At 45.5% G+C, this 21054-nt stretch carries 21 protein-coding genes; 16 read left to right on the top strand and 5 right to left on the bottom strand.

Annotated features, from left to right (window positions below):
* Positions 1-62: 62 nt before the first annotated feature.
* Positions 63-2411 carry a DNA topoisomerase IV subunit A gene (gene parC, locus GQ367_RS04800; RefSeq protein WP_215291893.1) on the top strand — a complete coding sequence of 783 codons (2349 nt, stop codon included), beginning with the start codon at positions 63-65 and terminating at the stop codon, positions 2409-2411.
* Between the two features lie 72 nt (positions 2412-2483).
* Here the strand turns inward: parC and GQ367_RS04795 are convergent, their stop codons facing one another.
* The gene (locus GQ367_RS04795) at positions 2484-3380 is read right to left on the bottom strand and encodes a LysR family transcriptional regulator (protein WP_215289474.1); all 897 of its coding nucleotides are present in this window, start codon (positions 3378-3380) and stop codon (positions 2484-2486) included.
* Positions 3381-3508: 128 nt separating this feature from the next.
* On the opposite strand from GQ367_RS04795, the gene GQ367_RS04790 reads away from it, so the two are divergent.
* The gene (locus GQ367_RS04790) at positions 3509-4471 is read left to right on the top strand and encodes a sodium-dependent bicarbonate transport family permease (protein WP_215289473.1); all 963 of its coding nucleotides are present in this window, start codon (positions 3509-3511) and stop codon (positions 4469-4471) included.
* An 18-nt stretch (positions 4472-4489) separates the two neighbouring features.
* Here the strand turns inward: GQ367_RS04790 and GQ367_RS04785 are convergent, their stop codons facing one another.
* The gene (locus GQ367_RS04785) at positions 4490-4948 is read right to left on the bottom strand and encodes a RidA family protein (RefSeq protein WP_089515715.1); all 459 of its coding nucleotides are present in this window, start codon (positions 4946-4948) and stop codon (positions 4490-4492) included.
* A gap of 224 nt (positions 4949-5172) precedes the next feature.
* Here GQ367_RS04785 and GQ367_RS04780 point away from each other — a divergent pair, with 224 nt between their 5' ends.
* Both GQ367_RS04780 and GQ367_RS04775 read left to right on the top strand, forming a co-directional pair.
* Positions 5173-5523, top strand: a complete 351-nt coding sequence (locus tag GQ367_RS04780) for a cytochrome c (RefSeq protein ID WP_215289471.1) — start codon at positions 5173-5175, stop codon at positions 5521-5523.
* A gap of 15 nt (positions 5524-5538) precedes the next feature.
* Entirely contained in the window at positions 5539-5889 is a 351-nt protein-coding gene (locus GQ367_RS04775) for a cytochrome c (RefSeq protein WP_215289469.1), read from the top strand.
* Positions 5890-6004: 115 nt separating this feature from the next.
* On the opposite strand, the gene GQ367_RS04770 is transcribed toward GQ367_RS04775, so the two are convergent.
* Entirely contained in the window at positions 6005-6649 is a 645-nt protein-coding gene (locus tag GQ367_RS04770; RefSeq protein ID WP_215289467.1) for a GntR family transcriptional regulator, read from the bottom strand.
* A gap of 93 nt (positions 6650-6742) precedes the next feature.
* Here GQ367_RS04770 and scpA point away from each other — a divergent pair, with 93 nt between their 5' ends.
* The 7 genes from scpA to GQ367_RS04735 all read left to right on the top strand — a co-directional run bounded on the left by scpA (position 6743) and on the right by GQ367_RS04735 (position 14627).
* Positions 6743-8911, top strand: a complete 2169-nt coding sequence (scpA, locus tag GQ367_RS04765) for a methylmalonyl-CoA mutase (RefSeq protein ID WP_215289465.1) — start codon at positions 6743-6745, stop codon at positions 8909-8911.
* A 119-nt stretch (positions 8912-9030) separates the two neighbouring features.
* Positions 9031-9972: a methylmalonyl Co-A mutase-associated GTPase MeaB gene (meaB, locus tag GQ367_RS04760; protein ID WP_215291892.1), complete on the top strand. Its 942-nt coding sequence runs from the start codon at positions 9031-9033 to the stop codon at positions 9970-9972.
* 27 nt (positions 9973-9999) lie between these two features.
* Positions 10000-11532 carry an acyl-CoA carboxylase subunit beta gene (locus GQ367_RS04755; protein WP_215289463.1) on the top strand — a complete coding sequence of 511 codons (1533 nt, stop codon included), beginning with the start codon at positions 10000-10002 and terminating at the stop codon, positions 11530-11532.
* 17 nt (positions 11533-11549) lie between these two features.
* Positions 11550-13547 (top strand): acetyl-CoA carboxylase biotin carboxylase subunit, encoded by a 1998-nt coding sequence (gene accC, locus GQ367_RS04750; protein ID WP_215289461.1) that lies wholly within the window; start codon positions 11550-11552, stop codon positions 13545-13547.
* An 8-nt stretch (positions 13548-13555) separates the two neighbouring features.
* Positions 13556-14017: a VOC family protein gene (locus GQ367_RS04745; protein WP_215289459.1), complete on the top strand. Its 462-nt coding sequence runs from the start codon at positions 13556-13558 to the stop codon at positions 14015-14017.
* 132 nt (positions 14018-14149) lie between these two features.
* The gene (locus GQ367_RS04740; protein WP_215289456.1) at positions 14150-14374 is read left to right on the top strand and encodes a DUF6290 family protein; all 225 of its coding nucleotides are present in this window, start codon (positions 14150-14152) and stop codon (positions 14372-14374) included.
* Positions 14358-14627 carry a type II toxin-antitoxin system RelE/ParE family toxin gene (locus tag GQ367_RS04735; protein ID WP_215289455.1) on the top strand — a complete coding sequence of 90 codons (270 nt, stop codon included), beginning with the start codon at positions 14358-14360 and terminating at the stop codon, positions 14625-14627. Before GQ367_RS04740 ends, GQ367_RS04735 begins: the two co-directional genes overlap by 17 nt.
* A gap of 83 nt (positions 14628-14710) precedes the next feature.
* On the opposite strand, the gene GQ367_RS04730 is transcribed toward GQ367_RS04735, so the two are convergent.
* Positions 14711-14881 (bottom strand): hypothetical protein, encoded by a 171-nt coding sequence (locus GQ367_RS04730; protein ID WP_180738109.1) that lies wholly within the window; start codon positions 14879-14881, stop codon positions 14711-14713.
* 195 nt (positions 14882-15076) lie between these two features.
* On the opposite strand from GQ367_RS04730, the gene aceB reads away from it, so the two are divergent.
* From aceB to GQ367_RS04710, 4 genes are read left to right on the top strand one after another with little or no spacing between them, the layout of a single operon-like run.
* Entirely contained in the window at positions 15077-16654 is a 1578-nt protein-coding gene (gene aceB, locus GQ367_RS04725) for a malate synthase A (RefSeq protein WP_215289454.1), read from the top strand.
* Positions 16655-17410 carry a tRNA (adenosine(37)-N6)-threonylcarbamoyltransferase complex dimerization subunit type 1 TsaB gene (gene tsaB, locus GQ367_RS04720; RefSeq protein ID WP_215289453.1) on the top strand — a complete coding sequence of 252 codons (756 nt, stop codon included), beginning with the start codon at positions 16655-16657 and terminating at the stop codon, positions 17408-17410.
* Between the two features lie 18 nt (positions 17411-17428).
* A complete protein-coding gene (gene rimI, locus GQ367_RS04715) occupies positions 17429-17911 on the top strand; it encodes a ribosomal protein S18-alanine N-acetyltransferase (RefSeq protein ID WP_215289452.1) in 483 nt (160 codons plus the stop codon).
* A 27-nt stretch (positions 17912-17938) separates the two neighbouring features.
* Entirely contained in the window at positions 17939-18487 is a 549-nt protein-coding gene (locus tag GQ367_RS04710; RefSeq protein WP_215289451.1) for a hypothetical protein, read from the top strand.
* 45 nt (positions 18488-18532) lie between these two features.
* Here the strand turns inward: GQ367_RS04710 and lplT are convergent, their stop codons facing one another.
* Positions 18533-19882 carry a lysophospholipid transporter LplT gene (lplT, locus tag GQ367_RS04705; RefSeq protein WP_215289449.1) on the bottom strand — a complete coding sequence of 450 codons (1350 nt, stop codon included), beginning with the start codon at positions 19880-19882 and terminating at the stop codon, positions 18533-18535.
* Between the two features lie 50 nt (positions 19883-19932).
* Here lplT and alr point away from each other — a divergent pair, with 50 nt between their 5' ends.
* Positions 19933-21036, top strand: coding sequence for an alanine racemase (gene alr, locus GQ367_RS04700; protein ID WP_215291891.1), 1104 nt, complete (start codon positions 19933-19935; stop codon positions 21034-21036).
* Positions 21037-21054: the final 18 nt, after the last annotated feature.

The raw sequence follows: 21054 nt of genomic DNA, 5'->3' as shown, positions 1-21054 counted from the left end.
AAAAATACCGAATGAGTAAAAAGAAAAACAATCCGAATCAAGAACCAGATTTATTTGCTGATATGGGCGATGAATCTGATACCGATGCTGAGGCTGTAGCGACGGCACCACGAGTGGTGCCGAACACGGCTGATGTTGATTCATTGACGCTGGCAACATATGCCGAGCGTGCTTATCTTGACTACGCCATCAGCGTGGTGAAGGGCCGTGCTCTGCCAGAAGTAGCTGATGGTCAAAAACCAGTTCAGCGCCGCATTTTGTTCGCGATGAATGAAATGAATCTGCGTGCTGATGCAAAACCAGTGAAGAGCGCGCGTGTGGTTGGTGACGTGTTGGGTAAATTCCATCCGCACGGCGACCAATCTGCCTATGACGCCTTGGTGCGTTTGGCACAAGATTTCTCATTGCGCTATCCATTGATCGATGGCCAAGGTAACTTTGGTTCACGAGACGGCGATGGTGCTGCGGCGATGCGATACACCGAAGCTCGCTTAACTAAGATTGCTAGTTTGCTTTTAGATGAGATCGATGAGGGCACGGTTGATTTCATTCCTAACTACGATGGTTCGATGCAAGAGCCTCGTTTGCTCCCAGCAAGATTGCCGTTTGTTCTTTTGAATGGTGCTTCAGGCATTGCCGTGGGTATGGCCACAGAAGTGCCGTCACACAACTTAAAAGAAGTCGCTAGTGCAGCCATTGCACTCATGAAGAATCCGAAAATCTCTCATGAAGAATTGATGTCATACGTACCAGGCCCTGATTTCCCGGGTGGCGCGCAAATCATTTCTTCTCATGCAGAAATTTCACAAATCTATCAAACAGGTCGTGGCAGCTTAAAAGTCAGAGCCCGTTGGGTGATTGAAGACATGGCTCGCGGCCAATGGAAGTTGGTTGTGACTGAAATGCCACCAGGCACTTCAACACAAAAAGTTCTTCAAGAAATTGAAGAACTCACCAACCCTAAAGTCAAAGTTGGTAAGAAAACCTTAACGCCTGAACAAAACAATCTCAAGCAAACCATTTTGAGCTTATTAGATTCTGTGCGTGATGAATCAAGCAAGGACGCTGCGGTTCGTTTGGTATTTGAGCCAAAGACCAAAAACATTGATGTGAATGAATTCGTCACAACCTTGTTGGCTCATACCTCACTAGAGTCCAATGCGCCGATCAACTTGGTGATGATTGGCAATGATGGTCGCCCACGCCAAAAAGGTCTTGGCGAGATTTTGAGTGAGTGGATCGAGTTCCGTGTTGCAACAGTGACACGCAGAACTCAGCACCGCTTGACCAAAGTCAATGACCGCATTCATATCCTAGAAGGACGTCAATTAGTTCTTCTCAATATTGATAAAGTCATCAAAATCATCCGCGGCAGTGATGAGCCTAAAGCTGATTTGATGACAGCGTTCAAACTCTCTGAGCGTCAAGCGGAAGATATCTTAGAGATTCGCTTGCGTCAGTTAGCAAGACTAGAAGCCATCAAGATTGAACAAGAGCTCAAAGAACTCAATGCTGAAAAAGAAGACTTAGAAAGTATCTTGGGCAGCGATAGTAATATGCGCAAACGCATCGTCAAAGAAATCGAAGCTGACATGAAGACCTTCGGTGATGAGCGTCGCACCATGATTCAGGAAGAGAAAAAAGCAGTTGCTGAAGCCAAGGTGATTGATGAGCCGGTCACTGTGATTGTTTCTCAACGCGGTTGGGTCAGAGCTCGCCAAGGTCATGAGCATGATCCGCAGCAATTCAGCTTCAAAGCGGGCGATGGTATGTATGGCACTTTTGAGTGCCGCACCACCGACGTTGTTCTCGGTTTTGGCAGCAATGGTCGTGTTTACACCGTGCCTGTTTCAGATTTGCCAGGTGCCAGAGGTGATGGTTCTCCGTTGACAGGTTTTGTTAACTTAGCGGCCGGTACTCAGATGGTGGCTTACTACGCCGGACACAATGACGACTTGCTCTTGTTGTCGATGAAATCAGGCAATGGTTTCTTGGCGAATGTGGCAGATATGACGACACGTAACAAGGCGGGTAAATCATTTGTGGGTGTTGATGCTAAATTTGCACCAGGCGATGCGCCATTGGCCCCAGCAAAAGTTCAAGAGGGCATGAAGCAAGTGGCTTGCTTATCTGAAAACGGACGACTCTTGGTCTTCTCATTGGATGATTTGAAGCGTTTACCAACAGGTGGCAAGGGTGTGATCTTGATGGATCTTGATAAGGCTGAGCGCCTTCAGTCTGCGATTGCAGTGGGTCCATCCGGTGCTGTCATTTCTGGTCTTGGTAGAGCAGGTAAGCCAACGGAAGCTGCGCTTGATGCGAAGACTTTGAAATCATTCACAGCCAATCGTGCTCGCAAGGGACATGCATTAGAGCCTAAGCTCAAAGATGCCAAGTTGACTGCGCAATAAACCAGCGAGTTTTAAATTTGGTCGGTTAGAGTCATAAGTAGTGAGAGTTGCGAGACTCTCACTAGACTCTCACTATCTCCAAGCCTTAGCTTGCTCCGATAGATGTTTCTTGAAGATACTGGCAATCGGTGAGAGTTTTTTGCCTTTGGGTCTCACGATGTGCCAACTTGTTTCAATTGGAAAATCAGCGCATTTCAAAATCGCAACTTCATTTTGAGTGTTCGCTTCACTCAATGAGTACTTTGATAAAACTGCCAATCCCAAGCCACCGATCACAGCTTCTTTGATCGCCTCGTTGCTGCCAAGCTCTAGCCTCACATCTGGTTTGAACTTCAATTTCTTGAAGTGAGCATCAATGGCCATCCTCGTGCCAGAGCCTTTTTCTCTAAAAATAAATTGTTCGTCTTTTAAGCTGGAAATATCGATTATTTTTTTCTTAGCCATTGGTGAATGTTTTGGGGCGACTAAGACCAAAGGATTGGGCATGAAGATTTCATCTTCAATATCCAAGTTCAGAGGTGGTTGAGACATGATGTAAAGATCGTCCAAGTTTTCTTCTAGACGTTTCACCACGCCATCACGATTCAATACCTCCAAAGAAATATCTATGTCTGGGTACTTCGCACAAAACGTTCCCAATAATCTTGGGATGAAATATTTGGCAGTACTGACCACGGCCACCTTGAGTTTTCCTCTGGTGAAGCCCTTTAAGCCATCAGCTTGTTGTTCAAAGTTTTCCCATTCGCCCACAATGGCTCTGGCAGATCTAGCCAATTCTTGACCCATTTCAGTCAAATAGACTTTTCTGGAGACCACCTCATACAAAGGTAAGCCCACGGCTTCCGTGATTTCCTTTAACTGCATCGAAGCGGTGGGTTGGGTCACATGAAGAACCCTGGCGGCAGCGCTGACACTTCCTGTGTCTGCAAGAGCTAAGAAAAGGCGCAATTGTCTGAAGGTGATATTCATGGGTTTTGGCTCGCAGATGTGGTCATGGTGATCATAGTGGTCATAGACTTTTATCTATGTATTTATATCATAAATACGATTTTACTTTATGTATGACCGTTTTTATCATGGCGACTAAAGGAAACCTTATGACGAATCTACTGGACCCATCCATTCTGTTTTTCATCTTCGGCATATTTGCCGGTTTGGTGCGTTCCAATTTAGAGATTCCTCAGCAAATATCTCGTTTCTTGTCCCTTTACTTGCTCATGGCCTTGGGATTGAAAGGGGGCTTTGCTCTTAATCAATCTGGTTTCACCGCAGAGATTGCGATCAGCCTTGGTTTGGCAATCGGTCTCGCAATTACAGTGCCCTTGATTGGATACAACTTACTCAAGCAAAAGTTAGATAAATTAGACGCAGCAGCGATCGCTGCTGCCTACGGTTCGGTGAGTGCAGTGACCTTCATCACAACCACTCAAGTCCTCGATCAAAATGGGATTGCTTATGGCGGTCATATGGCTGCAGCGATGGCCTTGATGGAATCACCAGCAATCATCATTGCAATTGTGTTGGCCAACAGAATTCGGTTGCAGCGTTCGGGTGATAAAACAGGGCATACACCCATTGGAAAAATCCTTCATGAATCATTCACGGACGGCGGTCAATTATTGCTCTTAGGATCTTTGATGGTTGGCATCATTTCTGGTGATGCTGGACTCAAAGTCATGGCGCCATTCTCAATCGACTTGTTCAAAGGATTGTTGGCTTTCTTCTTACTCGACATGGGCTTGGTTGCTGCCAGAAGTATTGCTGAACTAAAAGGCAAGCCACCGATCACCTTTTTGTATGGCTTCATAGCGCCACCAGTGCATGCAATGGTGGCCTTGGGATTGTGTTTGATGTTTGGTGTTGCTTTGGGTGATACGGTCTTGTTGATGATTCTCGCAGCCAGTGCTTCATACATTGCTGTGCCAGCAGTCTTGCGTCACGCGATGCCCGAAGTTAATCCCGCTTTGTACATGGGCACTTCATTGGGCATCACATTCCCCTTGAACATCATCGTGGGGATACCGGCTTATATTTGGATAGCTAGTTACTTTGTGAAGTAAAAAATAAATTGATGAGGTTTACTCAACTTCAGCAATTAATTCGATTTCAACGCAAGCGCCCAAAGGGATCTGTGCCACACCAAAGGCACTGCGAGCGTGTTTGCCAGCTTCACCAAAAACTTCAAACAATAATTCAGAGCAACCGTTCGTCACCAAATGATGCTCTGTGTATGTTTCTGTTGAATTAACCAAGCTCATCACTTTAACGATGCGCTTCACACGATCCAAATTACCCAGATGAGCTTGCATGGTCGCCATCAAATCAATCGCAATACTGCGCGCTGCCAATTTGCCTTCTTCAGTGTTCATAGTCAAACCTAATTTACCCACCAATGGCTTGCCATCTTTTTTAGCGATGTGGCCAGATAGAAAGAGGGTGTTGCCAGTTTGAGCTGACATCACATAAGCAGCGGCTGGAGCACCAGCAGTTGGCAATTCAATCTGAAGTTCTTTTAAGCGTTGTGCGATTGTCGACATCAAGATTCTCCTAATTAATGCGTCATTGTATTGCGAGCCCAAAGGCATGACTTAGTAAAACTAATATTTCATGAAGTTTGTAGTTGATTTGAAGTATTTTGTGCTTTAAGGCATGTTTTGTTGGAAAAATTACTTAAAAAGTGTCATTTCTGAACCCATTTTTGCCTCTCATCCGCTATACTCGCATCGAAGAAATTTTTGATCTAACTCAATATTTGGTCACTATGAAAAAACTACTAACTGTTGCTGTTGCCGCCATGACTTTGGCTGGTACTGTGAATGCCCAAGGCGTTAAGGGCGATATTAAAGCTGCTGAATCAAAAGTAGCGATGTGTATTGGTTGCCATGCAATTCCTGGCTACCGCATTAGCTTTCCAGAAATCTATACTGTGCCGATGATTGGTGGTCAGAATGCTGAATATATTCTGGCTGCTTTGCAAGCATACAAAAAGGGCGAGCGTAAGCACCCAACCATGCGAGGCATCGCTGGTTCATTAACAGATCAAGACATGGCTGACTTAGCGGTTTACTACGCTGCTCAGACATCAGCAACACCTATCAATAAATTGAAATAAGCGGGAGAAGTCGACATGAAAAGTATCTTGATTGCTATCGCAACGGCCTCTATCGCAATGACTACAGTATCTGCACAAGCTGCCGACCTTAAAAAAGGTCAGGAGCTTTTGGTCAAAGGTAACTGTGCAGCTTGTCACGGTGAAGGCATGAACAAGCCAGTTGTGGCTGAATATCCAAAATTGGCTGGTCAGCATGCCGATTACCTTTACTATGCTTTGAGAGCTTATAAAGTGACTAATAACCCAACAGTTGGCCGCAATAACGCCATCATGGCTGGCCAGGTTGCTCAGTTCTCAGATCGTGATTTGAAGGATATGGCTGCTTACATCGCCAGCTTGCCTGGTAGTTTCGTGGTCAAGAAGTAATTAATCTTCTACCAAAATGAAAAGCCGCTCTTGAGCGGCTTTTTTGTTAGTTGTGATTTAAATAAGGTGACTTAAATAGGATGAATTAGATAAGGTCGACTCACTGATTTGATATTTATTTCGCAGCCAGCTGACCCTGTAAGAAATGCTCTTTCATCAACTTTTCTGATAAATCAGGATCTCTGGCTAAAAGGGCGGAGAGTATCTTGCGGTGCTCTAAAAGTGAGCTTTCCATTCTGCCGCGTTTACTCAAAGAGTCTCTGCGCTGAAGTTTGAGCACTTTCTTCAAATCATCGATCGTGCGTTTCATCCATGGATTGTTAGAGATTTCTTGGATTTTTTCGTGAAAAGACTGATTAATAGTGAAAAACTCATCTAAATCTCGGTCTGCTGCAGCTCTTTCTAGCTTTAAATGAATCGAATCTAAGGCCTCTAACTGTTTTTCGGTGGCTTTGGTGGCTGCTTCACGACAGGCTTGGCCTTCAAGAAGGGCGAGTACGGTGAAAATTTGGTTCAAATCAGCCTTGCTGACTTCTGTGACGTAAGCGCCACGGCGCATTTTCATGGTGATCAAGCCTTCGGCCGCTAAGACCTTGATGGCTTCACGCATAGGCGTGCGACTGATGCCGTATTCAGCGGCAATCGCTTGTTCGTCGATCCAGGCTCCCGGGGCGTACTCGTGCGAGAAAATACTATTTCTTAACCTTTCGGCGACTTCCTCGTACAATGGCCTTGGTGCTAATGATATTTTTGAATTCATAATTATGAATTCATTTAATCACTTTTGTCAGGTATGTGTCAAGCCCAAGAGTTTCAATATCATTAATCTGTTAAATGTATCGGTGGAGAAATAATGAGCAAAACCACAAAGAGCCCATGGCCCGAGTTTTCTAACCCTAGTCTTGAGGCTTGGGAAAAATCTGCAGCCAAATCTGCCCCTAATGGCAATGTTGATGCTTTGGGTTGGGACACTCCCGATGACATTAAATTAAAGGCGCTTTATACAGCCGCCGACACCGAAGGTTTACCGTTCGCTAATACCTTGCCTGGATTTGAGCCATTTGTGCGCGGCCCTCAGGCAACGATGTACTCCGTTCGTCCTTGGACGATTCGTCAATACGCTGGTTTTTCAACCGCAGAAGAATCCAATGCGTTTTATCGCAAAGCTTTGGCTGCAGGTGGTCAAGGTGTTTCAGTTGCTTTTGACTTGGCAACTCACCGTGGCTACGACTCTGACCATCCTCGTGTGACGGGTGATGTGGGTAAAGCGGGTGTGGCAATCGATTCAGTAGAAGACATGAAGATTTTGTTCAATGAAATCCCATTGGACAAAGTATCCGTATCGATGACCATGAACGGCGCCGTATTGCCAATTTTGGCCGGCTATGTGGTCGCAGCAGAAGAACAAGGCGTGAGCCAGGATCAGTTATCAGGAACTATTCAAAATGATATTTTGAAAGAGTTCATGGTGCGTAATACTTATATCTACCCACCAGAGCCATCAATGCGCATCATTGGCGACATCATTGAGTACACATCTCAAAAGATGCCGAAGTTCAATTCAATCTCTATTTCTGGATATCACATTCAAGAAGCGGGTGCGAACCAAGCTTTGGAATTGGCTTTCACGATTGCTGATGGTAAAGAGTACGTAAAAACTGCCTTGAGCAAAGGCTTGGATGTCGATGGCTTTGCTGGTCGCCTATCTTTCTTCTTTGCCATCGGTATGAACTTCTATTTAGAGGTAGCGAAATTAAGAGCTGCTCGTTTGTTGTGGTGGCGTGTGATGAAGGAGTTCAATCCGAAGAACCCTAAGTCATTGATGTTAAGAACACATTGCCAAACTTCAGGTTGGTCACTCACAGAGCAAGATCCATATAACAACGTGGTCAGAACCACGATTGAAGCGATGGCCGCAGTATTCGGTGGCACACAGTCATTGCACACCAATTCATTTGATGAAGCGATTGCCTTGCCAACTGAGTTCTCTTCACGCATTGCACGTAATACCCAGTTGATCATTCAAGAAGAAACTCACATCACCAATGTGATCGATCCTTGGGCTGGTTCTTACATGATGGAAAAGCTCACGCAAGACATGGCAGATAAGGCATGGGACATCATTCAAGAAGTTGAAGCCATTGGTGGCATGACCAAAGCGGTTGAAAGTGGTTGGGCAAAACTAAAAATTGAAGCAGCCGCAGCTGAAAAGCAAGCTTGTATCGATTCTGGCAAAGATGTGATTGTTGGCGTTAATAAATACAAGCTAGGCAAAGAAGATCCGATTGATATTTTAGATATCGATAACAACAAGGTTCGTGATTCACAAATTGCTCGTTTAAAAGACGTTAGAGCAAAGCGTGATAGTAAAAAAGTTCAGGCAGCCTTGGATGCGCTGACAGCCGCAGCAGAAAACAACACAGGCAACTTATTGGCTCTTGCAATCGATGCCATTCGTTTGCGCGCAACCGTGGGTGAAGTTTCTGATGCATTGGAAAAAGTTTACGGGCGCCATCGCGCCGATACTCAAAAGGTGACTGGTGTGTATGCAGCTGCTTATGACTCAGCAGAAGGCTGGGAAAAATTAAAAACAGAAATCGCTGAATTTGCTAAAGATCAGGGTCGTCACCCACGTGTGATGATCGCCAAACTTGGTCAAGACGGTCATGACCGTGGTGCCAAAGTGGTGGCCACGGCTTTTGCAGATTTAGGCTTTGACGTTGATATGGGACCTTTGTTCCAAACGCCAGAGGAGTGTGCGCGCCAAGCCATCGAGAACGATGTGCATGCGGTGGGCATTTCTACTTTGGCAGCAGGTCATAAAACATTGGTGCCGGCCATCATTCAGGAACTAAAAAAGCAGGGTGCTGATGACATCATCGTCTTTGTGGGTGGTGTGATTCCACGTCAAGACTATGAGTTCTTGTACGAATCTGGCGTGAAGGGCATCTACGGCCCTGGTACACCGATTCCAGCATCGGCCAAGGATGTTCTAGAGCAAATTCGTTTGGCTCAAAAATAAGCCAATCATTGATCAGCGAATAAATAGCTAAAAAGACCAGCGTGCAAACAGAAGATCAAATACTCGTTGATGCCATCTGTGGTGCTGATGCCAAACCTGGATCGGCTCAACGCCGAGCCATGGCCAAAGCCATCACCTTGTTGGAGTCCACCAGACCTGATCATCGTTTAAGGGCTGATGATTTGCTCAATGCCATTTTGCCAAAGAGTGGTCAATCTTTTAGATTGGGTATTTCTGGTGTTCCGGGTGTTGGTAAATCCACTTTTATCGAAGCACTCGGCTTGTATCTGATCAGCAAGGGCCATCGCGTGGCTGTTTTAGCGATTGACCCATCGTCCACAGTTTCTGGTGGGTCGATCTTGGGTGATAAAACCCGCATGGAATTTTTATCGGTCAATGAAAAAGCTTTCATCAGACCCACACCTTCAGCAGGCAATCTTGGTGGAGTGGCAGAGAAAACTCGTGAAGCCATGTTGGTTGCCGAAGCGGCTGGCCATGATGTGGTGATTGTTGAAACAGTCGGTGTTGGTCAAAGCGAAACAGCTGTTGCCAATATGACAGATATGTTTGTTCTCTTGCAACTACCGAATGCAGGCGATGATCTTCAAGCCATTAAAAAGGGCGTGATGGAATTGGCTGATTTGGTGGTTATCAATAAAGTTGATTTAGACCCAGATGCTGCGACCAGAGCGCAAGTTCAAATCATGAGTTCATTGCGCTTATTCAGCATGCATGGCAATCCTGAGCATGCTCACCATGATGAATCTCTTTGGCATCCGAAGGTGATGCGCATGAGTGCTTTGAAGTCTGAAGGCATTACTGAATTTTGGGACATGGTCAACACCTTCAAAGATATTCAGACCAAGCATGGTCATTTGGCTTTGAGAAGAAAACAACAAGCGCAAGCATGGATGTGGGAACGCATCGAAGCGGGTTTAAGACAAAACTTCAAAGCCAATGCGCAAGTACAAAAACTATTGCCAGAATTAAGTGAAGCAGTGAATCAGGGAACTATGGCAGCTTCAGTGGCTGCCAGAAGATTATTAGATTTAATGAAGTAAAGATTAAGAAACAAGGGAGAGCATTTTATGCATGACATCATTAAACAACTAGAAGCAAAGCGCGAACAGGCTCGCTTAGGTGGCGGTCAAAAGCGCATCAATGCCCAACACGGTAAAGGCAAGTTGACGGCCCGTGAGCGCATTGAGTTGTTATTGGACGAAGGTTCTTTTGAAGAATGGGACATGTTCGTCGAACACCGTTGTACAGACTTTGGTATGGCCAATGAATCTGTACCTGGTGATGGTGTGGTGACTGGCTACGGCATGATCAATGGTCGTTTGACCTTTGTGTATTCACAAGACTTCACTGTGTTCGGTGGTTCATTGTCTGAAGCTCACGCTGAGAAGATTTGTAAAGTCATGGATCAAGCCATGAAAGTCGGTGCTCCAGTGATTGGTTTGAATGACTCAGGTGGCGCACGTATTCAAGAAGGTGTGGCTTCTTTGGGTGGCTATGCGGAGATTTTCCAGCGCAACGTATCTGCTTCAGGTGTGATTCCTCAAATTTCTTTGATCATGGGTCCTAGTGCTGGTGGTGCCGTTTATTCACCAGCATTGACTGACTTTATTTTCATGGTCAAAGACAGTTCATACATGTTTGTGACTGGTCCAGAAGTTGTGAAGACCGTGACTCATGAAGAAGTGACGGCAGAAGAGTTGGGTGGTGCCATCACTCATTCAACCAAATCAGGCGTATGTGATCGAGCCTTTGAGAATGATGTTGAAGCGATTTTGATGTTGCGTCGCTTTTTTAACTATCTGCCTTTATCAAATAAAGAAAAGCCACCAGTGCGTAAAGGCGCGGACTCGGCTGAGCGCTTGGACTATTCATTAGACACATTGGTGCCAGATAACGCCAATAAGCCTTATGACATGCATGAGCTGATCATGAAAACGGTTGATGACGGTGATTTCTTTGAGATCCAACCTGACTATGCGAAAAATATCATCATTGGTTTTGCGCGTATCGAGGGTCAAACAGTCGGTATCGTTGCGAACCAACCATTGGTCTTGGCTGGTTGCTTGGATATCAAATCATCTATCAAAGCAGCTCGCTTTGTGCGCTTCTGCGATGCCTTCAATATCCCAGTGGTTACTTTTGTAGATGTGCCAGGATTCATGCCAGGTACTTCACAAGAATACGGCGGCATCATCAAGCACGGTGCCAAGCTGTTGTACGCGTATGCAGAATGCACAGTGCCAAAAATCACAGTGATCACACGTAAGGCTTATGGTGGTGCTTATGACGTGATGGCTTCAAAACACCTCAGAGGTGATGTGAACTTTGCCTGGCCTTCAGCTGAAATTGCGGTGATGGGTCCGAAGGGTGCTGTGGAAATTATTTTCCGTGAAGAAAAAGGTGATCCTGCCAAGTTAGCCGAGCGTGAAGCAGAGTACAAAGCCAAGTTCGCTAATCCGTTCGTGGCTGGTCGTCGTGGTTACATTGATGACGTGATCATGCCTCATGAAACTCGTAAACGTGTTGCCCGTTCTTTGGCCATGCTCAAAGACAAGGATATTGAAAATCCTTGGCGCAAACACGGCAACATCCCCCTTTAATCGATTAGGACAAGAACATGTTTAAGAAGATTCTGATTGCTAACCGTGGTGAGATTGCTTGCCGCGTGATTAAAACTGCTCGTAAGATGGGCATCAAAACTGTAGCGGTTTACTCTGAAGCCGACCGAGATGCGCGTCACGTAGAACTTGCTGATGAAGCTGTGTGTATTGGCCCAGCTCCTTCACGCGAATCCTATTTGGTGATGGATAACATCATCAAGGCGTGTAAAGACACTGGTGCTGAAGCGGTTCACCCTGGTTATGGTTTCTTATCTGAGAATGAGGCATTTGCTAAGCGTTTGGAAGAAGAGGGCATTACTTTCATCGGACCTAAGCATTATTCTATTGCTGCGATGGGTGACAAGATCGCCTCTAAGAAGTTAGCCAATGAAGCCAAGGTCAATACGATTCCTGGTTACAACGACGCGATTGATGCGCCTGAATCTGCGGTAGAAATTGCCAAGGGCATTGGTTATCCAGTGATGATCAAAGCATCAGCGGGCGGCGGCGGTAAAGGTTTGCGCGTTGCCTTTAACGATAAAGAAGCTTTTGAAGGTTTCTCAGCTTGTAAGAATGAAGCCCGCAACAGCTTTGGTGATGATCGTGTGTTCATCGAGAAATTTGTTGAAGAGCCACGTCATATTGAAATTCAAGTATTGGGTGATGCTCATGGCAACGCCGTTTACTTGTGGGAGCGTGAGTGTTCGATTCAGCGTCGTCACCAAAAGGTGATCGAAGAAGCACCATCCCCATTCATTAGTGATGAAACTCGCAAAGCGATGGGTGATCAAGCGGTGGCCTTGGCCAAAGCTGTGAAGTATCAATCAGCTGGTACGGTTGAGTTTGTAGTTGGTAAAGACCAGTCTTTCTACTTCTTGGAAATGAATACTCGTTTACAAGTAGAGCACCCTGTGACTGAATCGATCACAGGTCTGGATCTTGTTGAGCAGATGATCCGAGTAGCCGCTGGTGAAAAATTATCATTTGGTCAAAAAGACATTCAGCGCAATGGTTGGTCCATGGAGTGCCGCATCAATGCGGATGATCCATACCGTAACTTCTTGCCATCGACCGGCCGTTTGGTCAGATACCAGCCGCCTGAAGAGGTGAATGGTGTGCGTGTGGACACGGGCGTGTATGAGGGTGGTGAGATTCCGATGTACTACGACTCCATGATCGCAAAATTGATCGTGCACGGTAAAGATCGTTTGGATGCGATCACCAAAATGCGCGCTGCTTTGAATGAGTTCGTGATTCGTGGCATTCACTCAAACATCCCATTCCAAGCTGCTTTGATGCAGCACCCACGTTTCATTTCTGGTGATTTCAACACGGGCTTCATTGCTGAACAGTTCCCTCATGGATTTAGAGCGTCGGATGTTAAAGCGGAAGATCCAAAATTAATGGATGCATTGGCAACGGCCGTTCATCGTCGCTACTTGGATCGTGCGGCTGGTATTTACGGTCAGCTTGAAGGTCACGAGGTCAAAATCCCAACTGAATTCGTGGTTGCAGCTGGTGAAGCTGGCAAGATGGATTACGTTGCAACTTCAATTCATGAGACTGCTCGTGGTTATGAAGTCACTGTGGATGGTTCAGTTTATAAAATTGATTCAGATTGGAATCCTGGTCAGATCATTTACAAAGCAACGGTTAATGGCCGTGAGATCGCGCTTCAAGTTGAACGCATGGGCATGTTCTATCGCTTGCAGTTTGATGGCGTGAGAGTCGACAGCATGGTGCTAACACCACAAGCTGCTGAAATGCAAAAACTAATGCCATTCAAAGAACCACCTGATATGTCTAAGTTCTTGTTATCTCCAATGCCTGGCTTATTGGTTGATGTGGCTGTGACAGTTGGGCAAAAAGTTGAAGCGGGTCAGCGCTTAGCAGCCATTGAAGCAATGAAGATGGAAAACGTCTTGGTTGCAACTCAGGATGGCGTAGTTGCTGCAGTGATGGCTGCCAAAGGTGAGAGTCTTGCGGTTGATCAAGAAATTCTAAGATTTGAGTGAGTCAGCAAATGACTAAACCATTCAAAATTTTGGGCATTCAACAAGTCGCTATTGGTGGACCAGACAAAACCAAACTTCAAAAGCTTTGGGTTGATATGTTTGGTCTGGAAGTGACTGGCACATTTAAATCTGAACGTGAAAACGTAGATGAAGACATTTGTGTCATGGGCAAGGGTGTACACAAGGTGGAAGTGGATTTGATGCAACCCATCGATCCAGAAAAGAAACCTGCTGTGCACACAACCCCACTCAATCACATTGGTTTATGGGTGGATAACTTACCTGTTGCTGTTGAATGGTTGACTGCCAATGGCGTGAGGTTTGCACCGGGCGGTATTCGAAAAGGTGCAGCAGGGTATGACATCACTTTTTTACACCCCAAAGGTAACGAAGAGTTCCCAATTGGGGGTGAGGGTGTTTTGATCGAATTGGTTCAAGCACCACCTGAGGTTATTGCCGCCTTAACTTAGACCTAAAGACCATTTCTTAGGGCCATTAAAATACGAAACGCCGTGCTGCCAAGCACGGCGTTTTTCATTCAAAACTCAACTTTCACCTAGTATATTAAATGCTATACTTGTATAGCAAAAGAAGGAGGACTTATGTTAGCAATTCGATTACCTGAAGAAATTGAATCAAGGCTTGGAAATTTAGCTAAAAAAACTGGTCGTACGAAAACCTTTTATGCGCGCGAGGCAATTTTGGAATATATAGATGATCTTGAAGATCTCTATTTGGCGGAAAAGCGACTTGGCGACATCCAAAAGGGTAAAACAAAGACAATTAAACTAAACCAACTGGAGCGCGAACTTGGTTTGGCAGATTGAATTTGACCCAGCAGCAAAAAAAGAATTAGGAAAGTTAGATCCCCAGATAGCCAAACGAATACTTAAATTTTTAAAAACGAGGCTTGCTACTCAAGCCGACCCAAGAAAAATAGGTGAAGCGTTAAAAGGAGAAACTCTCGGAGAGTTCTGGAAGTACCGTGTTGGTGACTATAGGATCATTGCAAGCATTCAAGATAAAACAGTTTGCATACTTGTTCTACGCATTGGAAATCGCAAGGAGATTTATAGGTAATAAAAAACCGCCTAATCAGGCGGTTTTTTATTGAGTGTTTCTAATTTTTTTGTCTAAGTTTTTTAGTTATTTTATAAATTTGATCATGCGTAGGCTTGCATATAGCTCAGACCCTTGCGCCATTCTGCAAAAGCAGCGAGCTTTGGCGGCAACTCTTTGATTTTACCAATCAAGAGTAACCCCTTGTTTTTATTCAATTCTTTACACAAAACTAGAAATTCATCATCAGATAAATGGTTAAAACCGTATCTCACAGAAGGCTCCTATAAAAGTGTCCTTATGCCATTAACGCGTGAGTTTTACGTTTGGTTGACCTTGAATCAATAAAATCATCATTTATTCAACAAGCCTTTTGGGACAATTTTTCCTTCAAAAGGCATAATGTTGGTTTTGCAAGAAAAAGCATTACGTACTTATAACCATAACTATTTGTTTTACAGGAGTTTTTTATGTCTAACTTGCCACAAGGCATGGCCATCAGTGCCGAAGTAACCCCAGAATTTGCAACGATTTTGACTCCTGAAGCCTTGGCTTTGGTCGCCAAACTTCACCGCGCTTTTGAACCACGTCGTCAAGAACTCCTAAAGGCACGTATTGAGCGTACCAAGCGTTTAGATGCTGGCGAAAAACCTGACTTTTTGGCTGAGACAAAACACATTCGTGAGGGTGACTGGAAAGTTGCTCCGATTCCTGCAGCATTGCAGTGCCGTCGCGTTGAAATCACTGGCCCAGTAGATGCCAAAATGGTGATCAATGCCTTTAACTCAGGCGCAGACTCTTACATGACTGACTTTGAAGATTCAAACAGCCCAAGCTGGACGAATCAGATTCAAGGTCAAATCAACATGAAAAAAGCGATTCGTCGCGAACTAAGCCTTGAGCAAAACGGCAAGAGCTACAAGTTGAATGACAAGATTGCTACATTGCAAGTTCGCCCACGTGGTTGGCACTTGGATGAGAAGCATGTGACTGTTGATGGTCAACGTGTTTCTGGCGGTATCTTTGACTTTGCATTGTTCTTCTTCCACAACGCTAAAGAACAGTTGGCACGTGGTGCAGGCCCATATTTCTATTTGCCAAAAATGGAAAGCCACTTAGAAGCGCGTTTGTGGAATGACATTTTCTGCATGACTCAAGACGAATTAGGTTTCCCACGTGGCACGATCAAAGCCACTGTGTTGATTGAAACTATTTTGGCTGCATTTGAGATGGACGAAATTCTTTATGAGTTGCGTGAGCACAGCGCTGGTTTGAATGCTGGTCGTTGGGATTACATCTTCTCTTGCATCAAGAAATTCAAAGTAGACAAAAACTTCTGTTTGGCTGATCGCGCAAAAGTGACCATGACAGCTCCATTCATGCGTGCTTATGCTTTATTGCTATTGAAGACATGTCACCACCGTGGCGCACCAGCAATGGGCGGTATGAGTGCATTGATTCCAATCAAGAACGATCCAGAGAAAAATGCCATTGCTATGCAAGGCATCATCAATGACAAGAAGCGCGATGCAACTGATGGCTACGACGGTGGTTGGGTAGCTCACCCAGGTCTTGTTGAAGCTTCTATGGCTGAATTCAAAGCAGTATTGGGCGATCGTCCAAACCAATTTGAAAAGCAAAAACCTGAAGTGAATGTAACGGCTGCTGACTTGTTGAACTTCCAACCAGAAACACCGATCACTGAAGCTGGTTTGCGCATGAACATCAACGTGGGTATTCATTACTTAGGTGCGTGGTTGGCTGGTAACGGTTGTGTACCAATTCACAACTTGATGGAAGATGCTGCTACTGCAGAGATCAGCCGTTCACAAGTATGGCAGTGGATCCGTTCACCAAAGGGTGTTTTGGACGACGGTAGAAAAGTAACAGTTGAATTAGTTCGTCAATTGATCGCTGAAGAGTTGCCAAAAGTTAAAGCAAGCGGTGCAACAGGTCTTTGGGATCGCGCTGCTGAGATTTTTGACGTGATGAGTACTGGCGAGAAGTTCGAAGAATTCTTGACATTGCCTTTGTACGAGGAAATCTAATTGACGATACTGGCCATCGACACCTCGACACAGTGGTGTTCAGTGGCCTTGGTCAACCCACAAGGGGGCTCGGGTCAACCGCAGTCCCCTTTGTCATCTGGGGACCTGGTGCGCCATGAAAATCTTGGCCCTGAATCAAGTCAACATGCTTTGGATTGGGTGGAGGCTCTTTTAGAAGAGGCTCAGCTCAGCTTCAGAGATCTGACAGGGATTGCGGTAGGGATTGGTCCTGGCGCATTCACAGGCATCAGGATTGGTGTGGGCATTGGTCAAGGGATGGCCTTTGCTGCTGATCTGCCATGTTTGCCCATCGTTTGTTTAGATGCGGTGGCACTTGAGGGCATTCATCAACTCAAGCTCAAAGAAAACGATCAAGTGATTGTGGCTGTTGATGCGCGCATGAGCGAAGTCTATTGGGCCCGTTATTTGGTGCAAGCAAATGGTTTGCCAGAGCGCCAGGATGATGTTTATCTCTCCGCACCCAAAGACATAGATATTCCAGCCACAGCTTTTGCTCTGATGGGGAATGCGGTGACTGCCTATCCAGAGGAGATGTTGGCGATCAGGCAACAAGCCATGGCCATCGATGAAACTGCGGTCCCTCATGCAAGATCAATTGCTCGACTAGGCTTGGATGCTTTGGAAAAGGGTCTACAAGTCAGCGCGGCAGAATTGCAGCCCATCTATGTGCGCGATAAAGTGGCTCAAACGATTGCCGAGCGCGAGCTCGAAAAATCTAATCAAGAGAAATCTTAAAAGGCATTGAATTAAGTCATGGATCTGCGTCTTTTGCCAATGGCCTTGCGTGACTTAACTGAAGTCGTGGAGATTGAGCAACAAAGTCATGTGTCACCTTGGACCTTGGGTAACTTCACCGACTCACTTGAGGCGGGTTATTGGGCTTATTGTTTGCGTCAATTATCAGTAGACGATGAAAAGCCTGACTCATTGTTGGGATACTGTGTTTTGATGCCTGCTTTGGATGAATTGCAGCTACTGAACATCACGGTGCATCCATCGTTTAAAAGACAAGGTCTGGCGAAGAAAATCATGAAGGTCATCGAAGACGTTGCGCAAGCAAAATCATTTCAGGATATTTTCTTGGAAGTGAGAGTGAGTAATGCTCCAGCGATTGCCTTGTATGAAAGTTTTGCATATCAGGAAATTGGCATCAGAAAGGATTACTATCCTTTAAAAGATGGTGGTCGTGAAGATGCCAAAGTCATGAAAAAAGTATTGCACGCACCATCCAACTGATCGAATACAGAAAGAGCTATCAAGCCAATGAGTCAAGCTGATTATTTAAATGAGATGGGCATCAGTACCTGGGTGCTAAAAAATGAAGTTGAGAGCCAGGGCAATGGTGAGCCAAGTCCTGTGCAAGCTCAACAAGAAAATCCACAAGAGCGGCAGCCAAAAGCCAGCAATCCGAATGCTTCCCCAACTGAAATGACACAGTCATACTCAGAGAATCAAGAAGTGGTGTGGACGTTTGTTGTTGATCAACTCTCGGGCGATGCTGCTTTGTTGTTTGACAAAATCTTGGCCTCATTGATGTTGAGTAGAAACACTATTCAATTACTCAGCAGTACAGAAGCCTTGGCTGGAAAAGTAAATGGACAAGTGGTGATCGCCATGGGTTCTCAGATGGGACGACAGTTATTACAACTGGACGATGGCTTTGAGGAGTTAAGAGGTGCTGTGCACTCGTTAGAGCAGGCAGAAGATGAGTTACCGCTGGTTTTAACGTATCACCCAGAGCACTTGTTAAAGAAGCCAAGTGACAAAGCAAAGACTTGGCAAGACTTACTCTTAGCGAGATCTTTGATTTAAATAATGTGAGGCTTGGCCTAAAAGGCCTTAGGGAGGCCTTAGGGATTAATGCGGTCTTACTGCAGTCTTAGAATTGGACGGATGCTTGTGCTCGCCAATCAGGTGCAGTGAATCATATTCAGCTTGATTGCGTTTGTGCCAACGAATGATCTGAATCATTACCAAGCAAACAAAACTACCAAACATCACAATCACGATTGAGATAGGCACATCCAACCAGATCAATAAGGCATACAAGCAGAGCATGCCCAATACAGAAAGATTTTCATTGAAGTTTTGAACGGCGATGGAATGACCTGCTGATAACAAGACGTGACCACGGTGCTGTAAAAGAGCATTCATCGGCACGACGAAGTAACCAGCCAACCAACCAATGGTTGCCAAGAACACATAGGCGATCAATAAATAGAGTGGAATCTGGAATAAGCCCAAATCAAGAACAACATCAGGTAATAAGTCACGGTTATAAATCGCCATGACCATCACCAAAGCACCCATCATCACACCGTAAATCAAAACGCTCAGAGATTTTTTCAGTGGAATGCGTGAGGCGGCCCAGATAGATCCACCAGCCACACCGAATGCAACTACTGCTTGCAAGATCGCACCTTGAGACAAGCTCATGCCTAAAGCAGATTCAGCCCACTTCAGAACGATGAATTGAAGTGTTGCGCCAGCGCCCCAGAAGAGTGTGGTGACAGATAAAGAGATTTGACCTAAGCGATCTTTCCAAAGCGTGTCAAAGCAGTGCTTGAAATCCTTGATCAAGCGAATAGGATTTTTTTCTTGTTGAGGGTATCTGGCTCCAGTGTCTGGAATCTTTAAATTAAAGCCAGCTGCAATCAAATAAATAAAGGCAATCACACAAATGGCGGCCTCTGGAGGGGTATCAATACCAGTGTCTAAAAATGGTAAATCAAGGCCAAGCAAGCTAGTTGAGAGCTTGTTAGAAATCAAAGCACCGCCCAAGACTGTGCCCAAAATGATTGAGCCAACCGTCAAACCTTCAATCCAGCCATTGGCCACGACCAGCTTTTCAGGCGGAAGTAATTCAGTCAAAATACCGTATTTGGCAGGTGAATAGGCTGCAGCACCAAAACCCACGATCGCATAAGCGGCCAAAGGGTGTAGAGTGAAGAGCATGGCAAGGCAACCAAGCACTTTGATGCTGTTGGTCCAAAACATCACATTGCCCTTGGGGCGTGAGTCAGCAAAGGCGCCAACAAAGGCAGCAAGTAAAACGTAGGAAAGAACGAAGAAAAGTTTTAGAAGCGGAGTCATCCAGGCTGGAGCCTGGAGTTGGTATAACAACGCAATGGCAGCAATTAAGAGCGCATTGTCGGCGAGCGACGAAAAAAATTGCGCCGCCATAATTGTGTAAAAACCTGGTTTCATTCGTACAATTCAGTTATGAAATGCCATTAAAACACGAAAGTGAGATTTTTCTGTCAAGACCGATATATGCCCATATTCACACTGATGCCTTAAGTCACAATCTTGAGCGCATCAGGCAGCTGGTGCCTGGCTCTAAAGTTTGGTCAGTCGTCAAGGCCAATGCTTATGGCCATGGTTTGGAACCTGCTTTAAAAGGCTTGTCACTTACTGACGGGTTTGCTCTATTAGATTTGGCTGAGGCGAAAGCTTTGAGAGAAAAAGGCTGGACTGGCCCCATTTTGTTGTTGGAAGGTTTGTTTGCTCAAGAAGATATCTTCACCGCCACAGACTTGAAGTGCGACTGTGTGGTTCATGACTTCAATCAAATTGATTGGTTAGAGGCCTTGAGTGAGGCGCGTTCATCCGCTCGCCTGCCTAATATTTATCTGAAGATGAACACTGGTATGAATCGTTTGGGTTTCATCCCAGCGCAATACCGTGAGGCTTATCACCGTTTGCATGTGGCTGGTTATGACTTAACCCATATGACCCATTTTGCAAATGCTGATTACATTGATAGAACGCCGAGTGTTGATCAGCAAGCTGAACTCTTTAATCAAACCAAGGAAGGATTGGCTGGGGCCACTTCCTTGTCTAACTCGGCGGCCATTTTGTGGCATCACCACGTCATTTATTCTGATTGGGTGAGGCCAGGCATCATGCTTTATGGAGCTTCGCCTTCTGGGCGCTATGAAGATATACAAGAAGCCCAATTGCAGCCGGCCATGTCATTACATTCTGAAGTTATAGGGATTCAACACCTTGAGGCTGGGCAGTCGATTGGTTATGGCTCTAGATATCGCACTGATGTACCGATTCGGATCGCGATTATTGCTTGTGGTTATGCGGATGGTTATCCAAGACATGCGCCCGATGGCACCCCGGTATGGGTCGCTGGTGCTGATGGCTTGAGCAGCGGCAAGGTTTGTTTGATGACAGGGCAAGTGTCGATGGACATGATCACTGTGGACGTGACAGACATGCCTCATGTTCAAGTGGGTAGCAAAGTTGAGTTGTGGGGCAAGCATTTGCCCGTGGATAAAGTGGCTCAGGCAGCCGGCACAATTGGGTATGAGCTGTTATGCGCGGTTGCTCCAAGAGTTCGACGTCAGTAAGAAGGTCGAACTCTCAAA

This window comes from Polynucleobacter sp. MWH-CaK5, assembly GCF_018687615.1.
Classification (GTDB): domain Bacteria; phylum Pseudomonadota; class Gammaproteobacteria; order Burkholderiales; family Burkholderiaceae; genus Polynucleobacter.
The sequence above is the reverse complement of the archived record's forward strand: the minus strand, read 5'-3'. Positions and strand labels throughout refer to the sequence as shown.